Genomic DNA, 17835 nt, shown 5'->3' with positions numbered 1-17835 from the left:
TTAGAAGCCCGTTAAACCCTGTGTAAAAGCTTGAATTATTGTATAAATGTAAGACCAAAGTACAATACATGTTGCGATTCCGATTAAAACATTTGCAATAAGAAGAGTGTAAACAAGATCCAATCCCCCGCTATCTAGTTTTAATATAGATACGATGATACTAATTGACATATACGTTGTAGCCACCCCTAATAATATTGGTAGAAAAAAGATCAATAGAAAACTAAACAGAAAAGAAAGAACTAATATAGCAATAGCTGGCGTCGCTATCGTTCCCCATATCCCGAATACTTCAAGAAACGAAAAAGACGATTTCATCATCTTACCACTTACAAAAATAATAAATCCGACAAATACAGTTAAAATTAATAAAAAGAAAAAGACTTTTAAAGATTCTCCAAAGAAAGTAGGAGTAGTTATATCTGGTACTAATGTTCTCGTTACCGCTGCCCCAGCACTCATTATTCTATAAAAAATACATGCTCCTAAAAAACAAATAAGTACAAGGCTTGTAATTCCATTTCGTACTTCAATATTTCCACTTTTCATAATGGCAGATGGTGATTTAAAAGCATTTTTAAAGAACTGAAAATAGCCACTTGCAAATTGTTTTGCTTGCTCTACTGTTTCATTTGGGCGAGTTTCCTTTACTTGTTGCTTGCGCGATAGCTGCCCTTCTTCCTGCCCACCACTCGCTACCACTTCTTCCGTTAATGAATGTCCACAATTCCCGCAAAACTTTGCTTCCGCTGCATTTTCTGTATGACACGCCGGACATTTCATTCTCTCATCCCTCCTTAAGCATATACCTTATAGGGTGTTACAAATTCAATATATGACTTTGGACATAAAACATGACTACAAGAAAAAGAATATGAAATCCTTCTTTTAAACGAAACTATATGTGCTAGTAATATAGAAAAATAATGTTATTATGAAACAGAGCAAATAACATTTTTAAAAGATTGGATGAAGACAGTGGAATTTGTAAACTCGATTTTTCAAACACTCCTTACAAGCGTGATCCAATTATTTTCTTTAATTGGTGTCATCATTGTAATTGGATTTATATTAGGTTATTTAGAATCTCTCACACGAATGTATTGGTCGAGAGCTTTTGGTAGGAAAGGCTTCCTTTTAACTGCGTGGATTGGTGTCCCTATTCATGAACTTGGACATGCAATTATGTGTATACTATTTCGTCATAAAATTGTAGCAACGCAGTTCTTCCCGACAGATACAAGTCAAGGAGCTTTAGGTTACGTACAACATCAATACAATCAAAAAAGTATCTATCAACGAATTGGGAACTTCTTCATTGGAATTGGCCCTATTATTTCGGGTATTACAGCACTAATCCTTTTAATGCGCTATTTCGTACCAAATTCATATTTCTTATTTAATACAACTCTCGAAAAAACAATCGCTTCTACTTCTATTAATGTAGAGATGGTTCAAAACATGCTACTATCGACGTTTGTATTATTGAAAAGCTTATTTACAATAAGTAATTTATTGAATCCTTCCTTTTGGCTATTTTTATTTATCGCCATTTGTATTTCTGCACATATCGCTTTAAGTAAGCCAGATATTAAAGGATCAATAGACGGTGTTATCGTCATGTTTATCGTATTATTTTTATTCAATATAATAGCGGGGCTTTTTCAGTACGACAGTAATCAGCTAATTGGACAGGTTATGAAATATAATATGTATCTCATTGCATTTTCTAGTGTAGCTTTACTTTTTTCTTGTCTTTCTACACTTGTTAGTTTTATGTTTTATAAGATGAGAAGAGGACGTTCGTTTTAAAAATAAAAGGGTATCCAAAATTTTTTGGGTACCCTTTTATTTCAATATATGTTTTTCATAAAGATATTTTTCTGGTGATACTACTTCGCAATTTTCTCCTTCTTCCAAAAAACGAGAAACGATAGAACAATGAGACGCACCAACTATAAATAAAATACGTTCCTCAGCTGAATCGATTAAACGTTCAATATTCGAATACATAATTAAATTTCTTTTGTACCACCACGTTAACCATTCCATTCCGACATAGTGACCAAACTCACCGATGCGCGCCATATTTACATATAGTTTATGCAATTGATTTAATATTACTGGATCATTCAATTCTTTATAGTAATCTAGCACACTCTTATCATCCGTTAAGTTACAATCTGGTACTAAACTAAATATTTCTTCAAAAAGTCCTGGCTGATTTTCTTCCACCCATTTATGTATATCCCAGAAGTCAACAACATCACTTCCACCCATCCAATCAATCGCATATACTTGTTCATGTTTTAAGTTCGCTGCCATCCTAAACCCAATTTGATCTATTTCATTTAATGCCAATTTATATGTACCTAATTTATACTGCTTAAAATTCTCATTTAATTTATTCTGATTATCTGTAATGCTCTCAACTGCAATTTTTGTTGGCTGGAACTTCTGCATGATAGAAACAAATTCTGTAATCTCAGCTTGTCTCTCGTCCGACAATAATTCTTCATGCTCACTCATATGGCATGATCCTAGTATTAGAACTTTCGGTTTGTTTTTTGTCATTTTATCCCCCTCCACCTATAACTTTCAGTCTATTCAATCATATCAAATTAAATCTAATTGTATCCCGTAAAAAAAGACCACCTAACTTGCGATGGTCTTTCTAGTTCTAAAAAACTATCTCTTACTTCTATAATCACAATGCTCAACCGGAACACGAGGATGTCCCTCTTCATCGGTACACCATGACTGTGATTGGAATGCAAGAAAGATACCGATCCACTCTTCTTCCTTCTCAAAGTGAATGAGTATTCCACCATCTTGCCATATACCATTATCCCCTTGCCATTTCTCTACATTCCCTTGATTCATGTGAATATCGTGTATACCGTTTCCAGGTGTAAAGTGGAAATACGAATCCGGAACCTTTTCTTCTGGTCCCCACCTTTCACCAAACGCATAAATAATCGCCTTTCCTTCTATTGCTCGCTTTATATAACGCTCTATCTTTTCATTTAAATCATTATCAACTCCTGCTTTTTCAGCAGGTAAAGGAATCATTTGCTTGGAATCAAATAAATTACCTCTTACATAATCTAAAGCTACTTTCGGTTCATTATTTTTTATTTCTGTAAAACCGAACGGTAATGTCGGTAAAATATGAATTGCCTCTGATCGAATATCGTCGCTCGCAAAATATAAAACTTCCGATGGATAACTTTGCGATTTCACGTTAATTGCAATGCGATAATCTACTCCTGCTTCACCTTGTAAATGAACTTGATAATGAGGTGTTTTGCCTTTTCCAATCTTAGATTGTATAACTGTACCTTTTAATACACCGTAGTTTTTTAAGGGCATACCTTTCATCTCCTATTCATTTAGTAGAAGCTTTTCATATTTAAAACATTATCCAGTCATAAAGAAAATCCTCCTATGTTAGGAGGATTTTTAATTTCTCAATATATACCAAAAGAAAACTTCCACTACTACAAGTAACACCGCACCAAAAATCATTAACGTCGTCTTCTTTAATAGTTCATTTTCACGATACGGGATATTGCATAAATACGCGCCTAGTGTAATCCGTGATGGACAAGCGATTGTCGCTACTGATGATGCGGTGTTTTGGAGCGTTGTGACGTATTGCCACGGGAGTGCTACGTTTTGGGCTGTTTGCATTTGTAGCTTTATAAACATCGCATTGGATCCTGCGTTACTACCAGTTAAAAAGCCGCCTATTCCCCCAATGAAAGGAGCAACGAAAACGAAAAAGGTACCAAATGTTTCACCAGCTGTCTTTGCGAGTAATGAATGCATACCAGATGCCCCCATTAACTCTGAAATCGCAATGAACATTGTCGTTGTAATTGCGAATGGAATCCATTGTTTTATCGTTTGCGAGAGTGATTTTTTAATAATATTAGATGGAATGCGGAAGAAAATAATTGTAAATAAACAAGTCATGGCGAGCCAAAACCCTGGCGAATATAGTAGCTCTAGTTTGTAAGAGTATGATTTTAAATCGAGAACCGCATATGACCTGAGCAAATCATGTAATGCTGGAACGAGGCGAGAAAGTAAAATACAAACTGTTAGAAATATATAAGGGCTAATAATTTTTATAATAGATACTTCTCTCTCCGTTGTAGCCGCATGTTCTGTTATTAGATTTTGTTCATTTTTCCCTTTTAATTTAATGATAAGAAAACCAAATGTAATGGTAACGATAGAACTTAATATCCCTGCTAATTCAACACTTACGTATGCGTTAGAAAGATAGATTCCGAGCGCAAATAATAGAAAGAAACCAACGCCTTCCTTCCACTTTTCTATAACTGCCTGAAAGCCACCGACAACGTATAAAGAAAGAAAGATAAAGTATGCAAAAATCGGGATGCTTAATAATGCTGTATTTGTGCCAAGAGTTGTGAGCGGCATGTTAATAAGTTGCGCACCGATAATCGTACCCGTTGCCATCGCGCCCCATGAACTAGCGAGTAGACCGATAAACGAAAGTAGTACAGCTTGAAACGGCTTATAACCGAGAGAAAGAAAAATAGGTGCTGCAACCATAAAACCAATACCGAACCCACTCACCGATTCAATAAGTGGACAAATACCAAAACACATAAGAAGCATTTGCAATAAGCGATCGTGCGTGATTTGTTCTAGAAATCGTGCTACTTGATCGATGTATCCCATTTTGTTCATGAGGTGAAATAAAAAAATACCGAAAAACAAAACGTATCCGACAATAAAACAAATTAGCCAACCTTTAATCGTAGCGTGTACAGTTTCACTTATCCCTAACCGAAATGTTGGTGAGAGTAAAACGATTCCGACAGAAACGGTATAAGAAATTAATGAGGCTCTTAATGACGTTTGTTTAAATAAAAATAAACAAATGAAAATCATCATAATTGGGATAAGTGCCAACAATATGGCCATGTTATCATCTCATTTCATTAAAAATACAACTTTTAACTATTATATAACAGATGTCATATTTTTCAATTGTTTTTACAACAGATTCAAAAAAGGAGCCATTTGGCTCCTTTTTTGAATCACTCCCATTTTCTTTTATCCTGAAAAATCGTCTGTTGTCCGATTATTTTTTCTAGCACAACAAACACAATATAAGCACATATTACTTGCAGTACAATATTACCAAATTTCATTAATGAAAATGAATAAATCCCCCGAAATAACTCGTTTAATAACACAATCGAAACGATACTAAATAGTTCTATACTAATCGAAAATATACATACTTCTAAAATAGATTGCTCTTGTATTCGATTTAATTGGGAAAAGATGAATACATATCCTAAAAACAGAGCCATCAACTCTATTTTCGTCATGCTAATGAGCCAAGCGTATAATGGTACAGTTAAAAGAAGATATAATAGTTTACGTCTTAGCATGCCTTCTCACCCTCTAATTTATAAGTATTTTCTGTATATTTTAACATTTATCACACAAAACAAAAAGAAGAGACTCACGCCTCTTCTTTTTGTTTTGCTGCACGTATTAACTCACATATTTCCTCTTGCTTTTCATTTTCTAAAAGCTCAATAACTTTACTTCCAACGACAACACCGTCACATATTGTAATCATTTCTTCTACATGTTCCTTCGTTGAAATACCGAACCCTGCCACTACCGGTAAATGCGTATGTGATTTTACTTTTTCTAAGTAACTATGAATCTCACCTTTAAAGTTTTGACGTACTCCCGTTACACCAGCTACTGTAACGGCGTAGACGAATCCTTGTGATTCACTCGTAATTTTTTCGATTCGCTCAATTGGGCTCGTTACAGTAACGAGCGGAATTAAAGCTATATTCGCCTCGCGTAGAAGCGGTGCAATGATGTCTTGTTCTTCATAAGGTAAGTCCGGAACTATAATGCCGTCCACACCTGCTTCAAGACAGCTCTCGATGAAACGTTCTTTTCCGAATGCCAGTACTGGATTTAAATATGTCATGAGTACAAATGGAATTTTCACTTCTTTTCTTACTTCTGCTAACGCTTGAAAAATACCTTTTAATGTTACACCGCTATCTAGCGCTCGTTTCCCTGCTCTTTGAATCGTTGGGCCGTCTGCGACTGGATCTGAAAACGGGATACCAATTTCAACAATACTTGCTCCCGCTTCATCTAAAAAACGAATCCTTTCTTTTAACTTTTCAAGTCCACCGTCTCCCCCCATTACGTACGGAATAAATGCTTTTTTACCATTTTCAAACGCTGCTTTAATTTTTTCTACTCCCATTTTTTACACCTCTTCCATATAACGTTTTATACTCTCTACATCTTTATCACCACGGCCAGATAAACAAATGACAAGTCCTTCGTCTTGCTTCATTTGCGGTGCTAGTTTTAAAGCGTACGCAACAGCATGTGAACTCTCTAATGCCGGGATAATGCCTTCTTTTTTCGTTAATAATTGGAACGCTTCTAACGCTTCCTCATCTGTAATCGAATGATAAGAAACGCGGCCGATGTCTTTTAGTAAGCTATGTTCTGGCCCAACGCCTGGATAATCTAGCCCTGCTGAAATAGAATGCGCTTCTTGAATTTGTCCTTCTTCATTTTGCAGAAGGTACATCATCGATCCGTGTAAAACACCGACGCTTCCTTTCGTTAAAGTCGCTGCGTGCTTTTCTGTATGAACACCTTTTCCAGCTGCTTCAACACCGTAAAGAGCAACTTCTTCATCGTGTACGAACGGATAAAACATTCCCATTGCATTACTACCACCACCGATACAAGCAACGACTGCTTCTGGTAATTCCCCTTCTAACGCTTCGTATTGTTTTTTCGTTTCTTTCCCAATTACACTTTGGAAATCACGAACAATTTGCGGGAATGGATGCGGTCCGAGAACGGATCCCATAATGTAGTGCGTATCATTCACATGTGAAACCCAGTAACGAAGCGCCTCGTTCACCGCATCTTTTAATGTACCGCTACCTGCGGCTACGCTTTCTACTTTCGCTCCAAGTAATTCCATTCGGAACACGTTTAATTTTTGACGTCTCACATCTTCTTCTCCCATGAAGATGACGCATTCTAGACCGAGAAGGGCACATACAGTAGCTGTCGCAACTCCGTGTTGTCCTGCTCCTGTTTCGGCGACAACTTTTTTCTTACCCATTCGTACGGCAAGAAGTGCCTGACCGATTGTATTGTTAATTTTATGTGCGCCTGTATGATTCAAATCTTCACGTTTCAAATAAATTTTTGCACCGCCGCAATACTTCGTCATATTTTCAGCAAAATATAGCGGTGTTTCTCTTCCAACGTACGTTTGTAAATAATGGTTTAATTCCTTTTGAAACTCTTCATCTTGCATCGCTTCTTTATATACTTCTTCTAATTCTAATACGGACTGCATTAACGTTTCTGGAACGTATCGCCCCCCGTATATACCGTAGTGACCTTTTTCATCTGGATATGCGTAGTTCATTTTGAACACTCCTTCGCTTTTTTAATAAATTGTTTTATTTTCTTTATATCTTTCTTTCCTTCTGTCTCTACTCCACTACTCACATCGACCATATATGGCTGAACGGTTTGAATAGCTTCTTCTATATTAATGATGTTTAATCCACCAGCTAATATCGTTTTCTCTCGCAATGCTTTTGGCATATGCGCGAGTAACTCCCATGAGAATGTCTTTCCATTTCCTCCGTAGAACTTTTCTTTCGGGCTATCAAATAACATATAATCTGTTTCGTATTTTTTCGCATGTTCCATATCTTGCTCTAAAGCTACTCCTACAGCTTTTATAGACGGAATTTTCAATCTTCCGATGTAATGATTGTCTTCATCCCCATGTAGTTGAACATGCGTTAACCCGCATTCCTCTGCAATTTTTCGGATCACTTCTACTGATTCATTTACGAAAACACCGACCTTGAGAACGTGGGCTGGAATTTCCTCAATAATTTCTTTCGCTTGCTCTGGAGTGATTTTTCGTTTACTTTCTGCAAAAACAAATCCGAGTGCATCTGCGCCGTATTCACACGCACTTTTCGCTGTTTCAATATCAGTAATACCACAAATTTTCACTTTCATATATTCACCTTACAATCTTCGAAAAAGCTACTAATAGAAGATGATGTCATAAGTGCTTCTCCGACTAACACGCCTTTTGCACCCGCTCTTTTAACGCGGATAATATCTTCTTTTGAATGAATGCCGCTTTCACTAATCCAAAGTAACTTTTCCTCATTCAATCGTTTTCCGAGCTTTTCTGTTTGGCTTAAATCAACTTCGAATGTTTTTAAATTACGGTTGTTAATGCCGATAACGTGCGGATTTAATCGGATCGCAATTTCTAATTCCTGTTCATCATGAACTTCAACGATTGCTTCTAATCCTTTTTCTAGTACGTAGCTATAAAGCTCTTGTAACTTTTCTTTCGTTAACGCCGCTACGATTAATAAAATAAGATCTGCTCCAGCTTCATACGCCCTATCGATTTGGATTTTATCGATTATAAAATCTTTACATAATAGCGGTATATTACTTTCTGCTCTTGCTGTTTGTAAATCGTAAAACGACCCTTTAAAAAATTGACCGTCTGTTAAAACCGAAACTGCTCCAGCACCGCATTCTTCATATGTTTTCACTTGTTTTGGCACATCAACGTGTACATTAATATCTCCTTTTGATGGAGACGCTCGCTTTACCTCTGCGATTACAGTAAACTGCTCTAAAGCTTTTACAAGTGAGTGTGTTTTCCTTTTTTCTTTCACTGGTGAATATGTTTCATATAACTCCGCAACTTCTACTTTCTTTTGCTCTACAATTTTTTCTAAAATCGTCCCCACTTTAATTCACCCTTTCTAATTTTTCATGGCTTACTGCAATTAATAAGTTTAGTTTGGCTAATGCTTTTCCAGAGTCAATGCTAGATGTCGCTAGTTTAATCCCCTCTTCAATCGTTTCCGCTTTTCCGTTTGCGAAAAGAGCAAGCCCTGCATTTAGTAAAACGGTATCGCGGTATACACTTTTTTCTCCGCTCAATACTCCGATTGTAATCTTTGCATTTTCTTTTGAATTCCCGCCTCTAATTTCTTCATTTTTCACTCTTGAAAAACCATATTTTTCAGGCTCAATACTCATTTCGATTATTTCATTGTCTTTTAAAATAGCGACGCAGTTTTCTCCTTGTAATGATGCTTCATCTAAAAAGCCACTTCCGTTTACGACGAGCGCTTGTTTTCTGCCAAGTTTCTGCAACACTTCCGCTACTGGCAATAACATATCTCGTTTATAAATACCGACAAATTGTGATTCTAACTGAACTGGATTCGTCAACGGTCCAATTAAGTTAAAGATCGTCGGAACGTTTAATTCTTTTCTTATTTTCATAATGCGTCTTAATGCTGGATGCATCGCTGGTGCGAATAAGAAGGCAATACCTACATTCTCTAATAAATAGTCAATCTCACCAGGCGTACAACTAATGTTTACACCGAGTTCTTCTAATAAATCAGCACTTCCTGTTTTACTAGAAACAGCGCGGTTTCCATGTTTCGCAACCTTTACGCCAGCTCCGGCAAGTACAAATGCCGATGTTGTACTAATATTGAATGTTTGTGCACCGTCACCACCCGTTCCGCAATTGTCCATCGCTCCTTTTATATGATTTGAAAACGGCAATGCCTTTTCGCGAAGAGCACGAACGAGACCGTATATTTCTTCTGCTGTTTCGCCTTTCGCTTTCAGCAATACTAAGAAAGCTGCAACTTCACTTTCCAATATGTTGTCACTTAATAAAAGGAGCCCTGCTTCATACATTTCTTCCTCTGTTAAATGCTGTCCCTCTACTAATTTTCGAAGATAACTGTTCATACTCTCTCCTCCTCTTTCACTTGTGCTAAAAAGGCACGTATTAATTTTCCGCCTTCTTCTGTTGCAATTGATTCTGGGTGAAACTGTAATCCGAAGAGCGGATAATAGTTATGACGAACTGCCATGATTTCTCCGTCATCCATCGCCGTCGCGAGTATGTCAAAGCATTGTGGTAAACTATTTTGTGCTGCGACGAGTGAATGGTAACGCATTGCCGTTAGCGGCTGAGTAACGTACGAAAAGATTGACGTTCCGTTATGTTTCACACGTGATGTTTTTCCATGTTTAATGCGCTCTGCTCTAACAATTTCTCCTCCAAATACGGATATGATTGCTTGATGGCCAAGGCAAATTCCTAAGATGGGAACGTCCTTATAAAAGTGACGAATAACATCGATACAAATTCCAGCATCTTCTGGTTTCCCAGGTCCCGGTGAGAGCACAATTCCTTTCGGCTTCATCTTCTCTAATTGTTCAATTGTTATTTGATCATTTCTTACGACGACGATGTTTTCTTCGTACTCGCCTAATAGTTGATACAAGTTATATGTGAAGGAATCATAGTTATCAATCAGTACAATCATTTCATAACCTCCAAAAGCGCTCTCGCTTTATTTAATGTTTCCTCATATTCAGCAACCGGATCTGAATCGTAAACGATACCCGCTCCTGCCTGAACGTACGCTTTCTCATCTTTCACAACCATCGTTCGAATTGCTAGCGCCATATCAAGGTTTCCTGAGAATGAAATATATCCAACTGCTCCGGCGTATACATTTCTTTTTTCATGCTCTAATGTATTGATAATTTCCATCGCCCTTATTTTCGGAGCTCCTGACACTGTGCCAGCTGGTAAACAATACGCTAATGCATCAAATCCGCTCATCTGTTTTTGCAATGTTCCGTAAACTTCAGATACAATGTGCATAACGTGAGAGTATTTCTCTACTTTCATATATTTATCTATCGTCACAGAGCCAATTTCACTTACTCTGCCAATGTCATTTCGGCCTAAGTCCACAAGCATCATATGCTCTGCTCGCTCTTTCTCATTTCCTAACAATTCTTTTTCGATTTCCTCATCTTCCTGCTTCGTTTTCCCCCTCGGTCTCGTACCCGCAATTGGGTTCGTCATCACTTTATCCTCTCTTACTGATAACAAACTTTCCGGCGAAGAACCGAGTACAACATAATCTTGAAGATCGATATAAAACATATATGGCGACGGGTTTGCAATGCGAAGTTTTCGGTATAATGCAAATGGATCACCTTTACACTCACTTTTCAAACGTTGAGATAATACGACTTGGAATATGTCCCCGGCTCGTATATGCTCTTTCGCCGTTTCTACCATTTCACAAAATTCTTTTTCCGTTATTGAAGAAGTAAATGATAACGATGATATTACTTCACTCACATTCTCTTCTTCACCGTTTAACACTTCCTCTTTGTATCTTTGCAATCTTTCATATACTTCTTCATAAGAAGCTGAATCTTCTTGCCCGCATACATATACAAACGACAACTTTTGGCGTAAATGATCGTAAACGATAAACTCGCGATACAGTAGTACGTGTACTTCTGGAATATTTAATGGATCATGCAAGTCTAATCCTATATTTTCATACTGCCGAATTACGTCATATCCGATATATCCAATCGCTCCTCCGCAAAACGGAAATGGACTCTCTACTTGTTCTGGTGCGATTACCTCTTCTAATACTTGCAATACGTTACCTTGCAACTTTTCTGTTTGTCCATACATCGTTCGTTCTACTTCTATACCGACACTTTTCACTTCTCCATAAGGATTACATCCTAAGTAAGAATAGCGCCCTTTATCTTGATGAAGCTGTGAACTTTCTAGTAAAAACTTTTTCTTACCCTTCATACGTCTATATAAAGAAATTGGCGTAATGCTATCTCCTTCTTCTTCAGCAATTACTAAAAATGTTTTTCCTTGTTCTTTTTGCTTCATAAATTCCTCTTTTGTCATCATGCCTTTCACCTCACTCTGAAAAATAAAAAAGTCCCCTACATATCGAAATATGTAGAGGACGATAAATTTACCGTGGTACCACCTCAGGTTGGACGCAAAAGCATCCCGCTTTATTCAGGTACAAAATATATACCTTATCCTTGTAACGGCGGAACCCGGGTTGCCTACTGAATAGAAATTGTTCAGCATACCTCTCGTAAGCCCATTCCGTATATGGTACCGTACCGGGCTCCCACCTGCCCCCGGCTCTCTGTAACGTCTCCAAATATACGTACTCTTCTTACTTAAACGATTTCATTTATTTAATTTTTTATACACAAAAAGGGAGTACTCATCCTATAGAAAGGACGGGTACTCCCGTGGTGCCACCTTAATTCGTTACGAATGTAACGCACTTTACCGTATCAAAAACAATACGTGTCTCTTGTATCGATGAGATCATGTCGCCAAAGCCTACTTCTTTCGTTTCGGTTTGGAAGCTCCGAAGCCCATTCCACATCAATTCCATACTGATTCGCACCAACCATCAGCTCTCTGACATGTTCATCATGTGTACTCTTCTTCATCAACGCTTGCATTTTTTTAAGTTGCACTCATTATATTCCTCACGTTTCTAAAAAGTCAATGCTTTTTCCGAAAAAAATATTTTTTCTTCATTCAATATTATATTGACAAAACAACCTATTTTTATGTAAATATAATAAATACTCTATTTAAATTAAGGTTTTTTGTCATAAAATTATATATTACAAAAGAAAAACATTGTCGAAAAACGCTTACATTTCAGAAAATTCGTATTTTAGAATGGATTTTTCTGAATAATCATGATAGATTATAAATATGCAAAATGCATCAAAAGACATTACAAAAGGAAGGGGAACTACATGAGTACGCAGATGTTAACTTTAACTTCTATCTCTATTTACATGCTCGGGATGTTAGTAATCGGCTATTTCGCCTACAAACGAACGTCCAACTTAACAGATTATATGCTTGGCGGGCGTACACTAGGCCCCGCAGTAACAGCATTAAGTGCTGGAGCATCCGATATGAGTGGTTGGCTTTTAATGGGATTACCCGGTGCAATGTTTAGCGTTGGATTAAGTAGTAGTTGGATTGCGATCGGCCTAACACTAGGCGCATACGCAAACTGGCTTTATGTCGCTCCTCGCTTACGTACCTACTCAGAAATTGCAAACAACTCTATTACTATCCCAGAATTTTTGGAACACCGTTTCCACGACAAATCTCATATGCTACGCTTAGTATCCGGACTTGTTATTATGATTTTCTTTACTTTCTATGTAGCTTCAGGACTAGTTTCAGGCGCTGTATTATTTGAAAATTCATTTGGTATGAACTATCATGTTGGATTATTCATTGTCGCAGCAGTTGTCGTGGCTTACACACTATTTGGTGGTTTCTTAGCGGTAAGTTGGACAGACTTCGTGCAAGGAATCATTATGGTAATCGCTCTTATTCTTGTTCCTATCGTAACAATTATGAATTCGAACGGACTTGGACCTGCGTTTGATACGATTCGATCTGTAGATCCAACACGTTTAGATATTTTTAAAGGTGCCTCTACTTTAGGAATGATTTCTTTATTCGCATGGGGCCTTGGTTATGTTGGACAACCTCATATTATCGTACGCTTTATGGCAATTTCGTCTGTAAAAGAAATTAAAAGCGCACGAAGAATTGGTATGAGCTGGATGATTTTCTCTGTTGTCGGAGCTATGTTTACTGGTCTTATCGGTATTGCTTACTATTCACAACAAGGGTTGACATTATCTAACCCAGAGACAATTTTCCTTGAACTAGGAAAAATTTTATTCCACCCACTTATTACTGGATTTTTATTAGCAGCTATTTTAGCAGCGATTATGAGTACAATCTCATCTCAGCTTCTTGTTACCTCTAGTGCTATAACAGAAGATTTATATCGTACATTCTTTAAACGCTCTGCTTCTGATAAAGAGCTTGTATTTGTCGGTCGTATGGCTGTACTTGTTATCGCCTTAGTTGGGTGCGCATTAGCGTTTAAACAAAATGATACGATTTTAGCTCTTGTTGGATACGCTTGGGCTGGATTTGGTTCTTCATTCGGACCAGCTATTTTATTAAGCTTATATTGGAAACGCATGACAAAATGGGGTGCGCTTGCTGGTATGATTTCAGGTGCCGCTACAGTAATTATTTGGACTCAATTCAAATTCTTAAAAGATTTCTTATATGAAATGATTCCTGGTTTCGCTATTAGTTTACTAGTAATCGTAATTGTTAGTTTACTAACACAGCCTTCAAAAGAAGTTGAAGAGCACTTTGAGGATTTTGAAAAACAACATCGTCATAATCTATAAAAAGGAAGCACTGCTGTCACAATAACAGCAGTGCTTTTTTATTACAGTTCGACAATCTTCTTCTCAAATTTAACAAATTCTTTATGTTTCGTTAAATTTAACATAACACTACTCCTTTATAGTATTAGTATCAGCACTTATACAGAAAGGGGACTCCAACATGTTAGCAGCTTTCCAGCGACAACATATAAGAAAATTTTCACCTATCACAAATACTTCTGCTTCTTGTTTAAACATACAACCTAATCCACCCAAAATTTCTATTGCTCCTTCTGTTATTTCAGTCATCGGTGTTCATATGGAAAAAAATAAGTTGAAAGTAAGAACTGGACAAAGCATTGAGTTATCAGCTTCCGTTTTGCCAGTGCAAGCAACGAATAAAGAACTTATTTGGACAAATATGAATGCTGATGTCATCACAATGTATCCAAAAGGTGATACGGTAACGATTACTGGAAAAAGTGCAGGAAGAGCGGTCGTAATTGTTACAACTGCTGAGGGGAAATTTCGTGACCTATGCGTCATTCATGTACAACCTTATATGACAAACCCAAAGTAAAAGAGTGGCTACGAAGCCACTCTTTTACTTCATTTCAATGTGCGGATTTTTACTTTTCACAAGATTAATAAACTGTTCTTTATTTTTAGGAGAAATAATCTCTGTTTCATATGACCCGTAAACAATTTCAAGTCGATCGAATGATAATGCATGAGCTGCTATTGGATTTTTCGTATTTGAAATTTGTTTTATATCTCGTATAAATATGCGCTTTTTAACGAGACCAGATCTAATAGTAATTGTTTCTTCTCCGACAATATATTTTGTCGAAAACCAACTCCAAATAAATAATATTGCTAACGGAATTGTAAAAAATAAAAGAAAATATTCTCTCCCTACAAATATGGGAGCAAAACACGCTCCAATGACAACGAAAAAAATCGGATATAACCATACATCTTTTTTTGATGGAAATTCCACTAAACTTCCCCTCTCTTGATTTAAGTCAATGAATCTCCTCCTCTTCCCTATTACAATGAAAACAACATTAGAATAGGAGGACGTATTATGACTGAGCGAAAATTTGCCTTATTTGCAGGCACTTCTCTTCTTATCATGGCATTCACTGCATTTTTTTCTTACGGTTTTGTTCACGGAAATCTCGTTTTACCAAGTAATGCGAGCACGACACTCCATAATATTCAAACTTCAAGTTCACTTTTCAAAGCAGAAATTTTCGGATGGATTATCATTTTCATTACGGATATTATCGCCTCTTGGGCTCTTTATTTCTTTCTAAAACCTATCCATGCTAGCCTCTCATTACTAGCTACCTGTCTTCGTCTTATGTATACAGCTATACTTGGGATTGCTATATTCAATTTAACATTTGTATTACTTCTTTCAAAAAGTACAGTTGCCAATTCAGAAGCATATACAATGTTATTTCTAGAAGCTTTTGAATACATTTGGTCTGTAGGGTTAATCATTTTCGGCTTACATCTTTTCGCTTTAGGATATGTAACTTTTCTATCTAAACAAATACCGAAATTGATTAGTGTATTACTATTCATCGCTGCTATCGGTTATATCGTAATTCACGTCATGAATACAATGTTTTCACAATATGATGCGATGATTTCCATTCTTAATGTTGTCTTTCAACTACCGATGATCGCAGGTGAACTAGGATTTAGTATATGGCTATTGATTAGAGGTGGAAAAAACTCTACTGTTTGAGTCGTTTCTTAATTCTACTTAATGATTCTGGCGTAATACCTAGATAACTTGCCAATTGATATTGAGGAACACGATTGATTAAATGAGGTCGTTTTTGTAATAATGATTTGTAGCGCTCTTCTGGTGTCGATGCAATAAATAATGTAAGTTCTTCTTGTACCTCACCAAAATTGTATTCAATCATTTGACGTGTCATTTCTTCTAACTGTGAATATTTCTTATACATGTCCTTTTCACAATACAGGTCGCCAACTACAACTAGGCAGTCTTCTAGACACGTTAATGTATGTGGGGATGATTTATCTGGTTTATGATGATTGAAATTTGCAATTGCTTGTTCTTCTGTATAAAAATTTGATGTAACTTCTTTCCCGGCTTCATCTATACAATGTTGCCTCACGCATCCTGTTAATACAAAGTAACATTTAGATGGAACATCTCCTTGTCTTAGGAGTACTGTTCCTTTTTTATATTCTTCAATTTGTAATTCTTCCACGATTATACGCTGCTGCTCTTCGCTTAATGTTGTAAGCTTCGTCATGTATTTCATTAAAATATCTTTCATTTGGTCTCTCCTTTCCCCTTCTATATTTGTATGAGAAACGTATGATGTAACTCCACTTTATATTATCTTTTTTCATGCTATATGGCGGGAATTCCCCCTATTGATCTGTTTTATTTTCTGCATAGAACAAAAAAAGAGAAGTTACCAATAACTTCTCTTTTCGTATATTAGAATAGGCTCGTTATAATTCCTGTGTATAAGCCGGTTCGTTCACCACATTTTTTGATGTTCGTTTTTGTTGCTGCAGTAAGAAAACAGATACACCAAACAATACGAGCATGCTACCGATAATTTGCATTGCGTTTAATTTTTCCCCAAGTAAGAAGAACGCTAGTATAGTTGCTCCAACTGGTTCTCCTAAAATACTCATTGAAATTGTTGTTGCATTTACGTAGTTTAATAACCAGTTATTAATGACATGTGACACTGTTGGCACAATCGCAAGTAAAAGAAAAACGGTCCAGTCCCACTTCGTATAACCTGTAAAAGGTACTTGCAGCACTATATTATAAATCCCCATAAAAATACCTGCGAATGCAAAAACTGTAAAGCTGTAAATCCAGTGTGATACTTTCTTTACTGTCGTTTGCCCGATAAATAAATAACCGACAACTGCTATCACACTTAAAAAGGATAATATATCCCCATAAATTGCTTGTTCACTTAGCCCTAAATCTCCCCAGCCAATACACATTACACCTAGTATCGCAATTCCCATTGTCGCAATAGCTGAGTATGTTGTTCTTTCTTTAAATAAGAAAAAACCTCCAACTAAAGATACGATTGGTTGAAGTGCTAAAATAATCGTCGAACTAGCAACTGTCGTATGCTTTAAAGATTCAAACCATAAAAGAAAATGAAGCGCTAAAAAGAAACCAGATCCAATTAAAAATCCCCAATCTTTTCTTTGAATCCTACTAAACTCTTCCCGCTTTTTCCAAACGATTGGCAGCATAATAAGCACGATAATCCATAATCGATACATACTTAAAATAGAAGATGGTGCTGAGGACATCTTTACAAAAACTGCTGCGAATGAAATTGCTATAATTGAAATTGCTAATGGTAGTGCGATTGATTTTTCTTGTTTCAAACCTTGTCTCCCCTCTCACCTGCAAAAAATCCCACTTCATTATATCCGTTTTCTTTCATAACTTAAATACTAATTTTTTAGATTCTTCGTACCATTATGGTAAAATAGAAATTGAGGCACCTATTAGTGAATATTTCTTTCCTTTTCACTACAAGCGTCGCTCTTACAATCATAGTAAATTTTTATTTAGGGGGA

Annotated in this window: 19 protein-coding genes and 2 other annotated features; of the genes, 4 read left to right on the top strand and 15 right to left on the bottom strand. The window is 36.6% G+C overall.

Going from position 1 to position 17835, the window contains the following annotated elements; translation table 11 throughout:
* Positions 1-783: a zinc ribbon domain-containing protein gene (locus LUS72_RS06315; protein WP_097830084.1), complete on the bottom strand. Its 783-nt coding sequence runs from the start codon at positions 781-783 to the stop codon at positions 1-3.
* Positions 784-978: 195 nt separating this feature from the next.
* Between LUS72_RS06315 and LUS72_RS06310 the strand changes: the two genes are divergently transcribed.
* Positions 979-1812 (top strand): hypothetical protein, encoded by an 834-nt coding sequence (locus LUS72_RS06310; RefSeq protein WP_097830083.1) that lies wholly within the window; start codon positions 979-981, stop codon positions 1810-1812.
* Between the two features lie 36 nt (positions 1813-1848).
* Here the strand turns inward: LUS72_RS06310 and LUS72_RS06305 are convergent, their stop codons facing one another.
* The 11 genes from LUS72_RS06305 to trpE form a co-directional block, all read right to left on the bottom strand.
* Positions 1849-2574, bottom strand: coding sequence for a DUF5694 domain-containing protein (locus tag LUS72_RS06305; RefSeq protein ID WP_097830082.1), 726 nt, complete (start codon positions 2572-2574; stop codon positions 1849-1851).
* Between the two features lie 114 nt (positions 2575-2688).
* A complete protein-coding gene (locus LUS72_RS06300; protein ID WP_097830081.1) occupies positions 2689-3372 on the bottom strand; it encodes a DUF2278 family protein in 684 nt (227 codons plus the stop codon).
* Positions 3373-3462: 90 nt separating this feature from the next.
* Positions 3463-4962, bottom strand: a complete 1500-nt coding sequence (locus LUS72_RS06295; protein WP_097830080.1) for an L-lactate permease — start codon at positions 4960-4962, stop codon at positions 3463-3465.
* 116 nt (positions 4963-5078) lie between these two features.
* On the bottom strand, positions 5079-5438 hold the full coding sequence (locus tag LUS72_RS06290) for a DUF4029 domain-containing protein (RefSeq protein ID WP_097830079.1): 360 nt from the start codon (positions 5436-5438) through the stop codon (positions 5079-5081).
* Positions 5439-5512: 74 nt separating this feature from the next.
* Entirely contained in the window at positions 5513-6289 is a 777-nt protein-coding gene (gene trpA, locus LUS72_RS06285; protein ID WP_097830078.1) for a tryptophan synthase subunit alpha, read from the bottom strand.
* Between the two features lie 3 nt (positions 6290-6292).
* Positions 6293-7486, bottom strand: a complete 1194-nt coding sequence (gene trpB, locus LUS72_RS06280; protein ID WP_097830077.1) for a tryptophan synthase subunit beta — start codon at positions 7484-7486, stop codon at positions 6293-6295.
* On the bottom strand, positions 7483-8097 hold the full coding sequence (locus LUS72_RS06275; RefSeq protein ID WP_264448708.1) for a phosphoribosylanthranilate isomerase: 615 nt from the start codon (positions 8095-8097) through the stop codon (positions 7483-7485). The genes trpB and LUS72_RS06275 overlap by 4 nt, the downstream gene beginning before the upstream one ends.
* Positions 8094-8855, bottom strand: a complete 762-nt coding sequence (trpC, locus tag LUS72_RS06270) for an indole-3-glycerol phosphate synthase TrpC (protein ID WP_097830075.1) — start codon at positions 8853-8855, stop codon at positions 8094-8096. Before trpC ends, LUS72_RS06275 begins: the two co-directional genes overlap by 4 nt.
* Position 8856: 1 nt before the next feature.
* On the bottom strand, positions 8857-9882 hold the full coding sequence (gene trpD / locus LUS72_RS06265; RefSeq protein WP_264448707.1) for an anthranilate phosphoribosyltransferase: 1026 nt from the start codon (positions 9880-9882) through the stop codon (positions 8857-8859).
* Positions 9879-10466 carry an aminodeoxychorismate/anthranilate synthase component II gene (locus LUS72_RS06260; protein WP_097830073.1) on the bottom strand — a complete coding sequence of 196 codons (588 nt, stop codon included), beginning with the start codon at positions 10464-10466 and terminating at the stop codon, positions 9879-9881. The genes trpD and LUS72_RS06260 overlap by 4 nt, the downstream gene beginning before the upstream one ends.
* On the bottom strand, positions 10463-11881 hold the full coding sequence (gene trpE / locus LUS72_RS06255; RefSeq protein ID WP_141533319.1) for an anthranilate synthase component I: 1419 nt from the start codon (positions 11879-11881) through the stop codon (positions 10463-10465). The genes LUS72_RS06260 and trpE overlap by 4 nt, the downstream gene beginning before the upstream one ends.
* Positions 11882-11932: 51 nt before the next feature.
* Positions 11933-12179 (bottom strand) — a binding site (T-box leader).
* A gap of 42 nt (positions 12180-12221) precedes the next feature.
* Positions 12222-12459, bottom strand: a binding site (T-box leader).
* Positions 12460-12765: 306 nt separating this feature from the next.
* Between trpE and putP the strand changes: the two genes are divergently transcribed.
* Positions 12766-14244 carry a sodium/proline symporter PutP gene (gene putP / locus LUS72_RS06250; RefSeq protein WP_097830070.1) on the top strand — a complete coding sequence of 493 codons (1479 nt, stop codon included), beginning with the start codon at positions 12766-12768 and terminating at the stop codon, positions 14242-14244.
* 160 nt (positions 14245-14404) lie between these two features.
* Entirely contained in the window at positions 14405-14803 is a 399-nt protein-coding gene (locus LUS72_RS06245; protein ID WP_097830069.1) for an Ig-like domain-containing protein, read from the top strand.
* Positions 14804-14827: 24 nt separating this feature from the next.
* Here the strand turns inward: LUS72_RS06245 and LUS72_RS06240 are convergent, their stop codons facing one another.
* Positions 14828-15223 carry a PH domain-containing protein gene (locus LUS72_RS06240; protein ID WP_097830068.1) on the bottom strand — a complete coding sequence of 132 codons (396 nt, stop codon included), beginning with the start codon at positions 15221-15223 and terminating at the stop codon, positions 14828-14830.
* An 87-nt stretch (positions 15224-15310) separates the two neighbouring features.
* Between LUS72_RS06240 and LUS72_RS06235 the strand changes: the two genes are divergently transcribed.
* On the top strand, positions 15311-15982 hold the full coding sequence (locus LUS72_RS06235) for a DUF4386 domain-containing protein (RefSeq protein ID WP_097830067.1): 672 nt from the start codon (positions 15311-15313) through the stop codon (positions 15980-15982).
* Here LUS72_RS06235 and LUS72_RS06230 read toward each other — a convergent pair.
* Both LUS72_RS06230 and LUS72_RS06225 read right to left on the bottom strand, forming a co-directional pair.
* The gene (locus LUS72_RS06230; RefSeq protein ID WP_097830066.1) at positions 15972-16547 is read right to left on the bottom strand and encodes a Crp/Fnr family transcriptional regulator; all 576 of its coding nucleotides are present in this window, start codon (positions 16545-16547) and stop codon (positions 15972-15974) included. The two genes, LUS72_RS06235 and LUS72_RS06230, sit on opposite strands and share 11 nt — an antisense overlap.
* A 181-nt stretch (positions 16548-16728) precedes the next feature.
* Positions 16729-17640, bottom strand: a complete 912-nt coding sequence (locus LUS72_RS06225; protein WP_097830065.1) for a DMT family transporter — start codon at positions 17638-17640, stop codon at positions 16729-16731.
* Positions 17641-17835 lie beyond the last annotated feature (195 nt).

It is taken from the genome of Bacillus cereus, assembly GCF_025917685.1.
GTDB lineage: Bacteria > Bacillota > Bacilli > Bacillales > Bacillaceae_G > Bacillus_A > Bacillus_A cereus_AT.
Note: the sequence above shows the minus strand (reverse complement) of the source record. Positions and strands in the feature narration are given on the sequence as shown.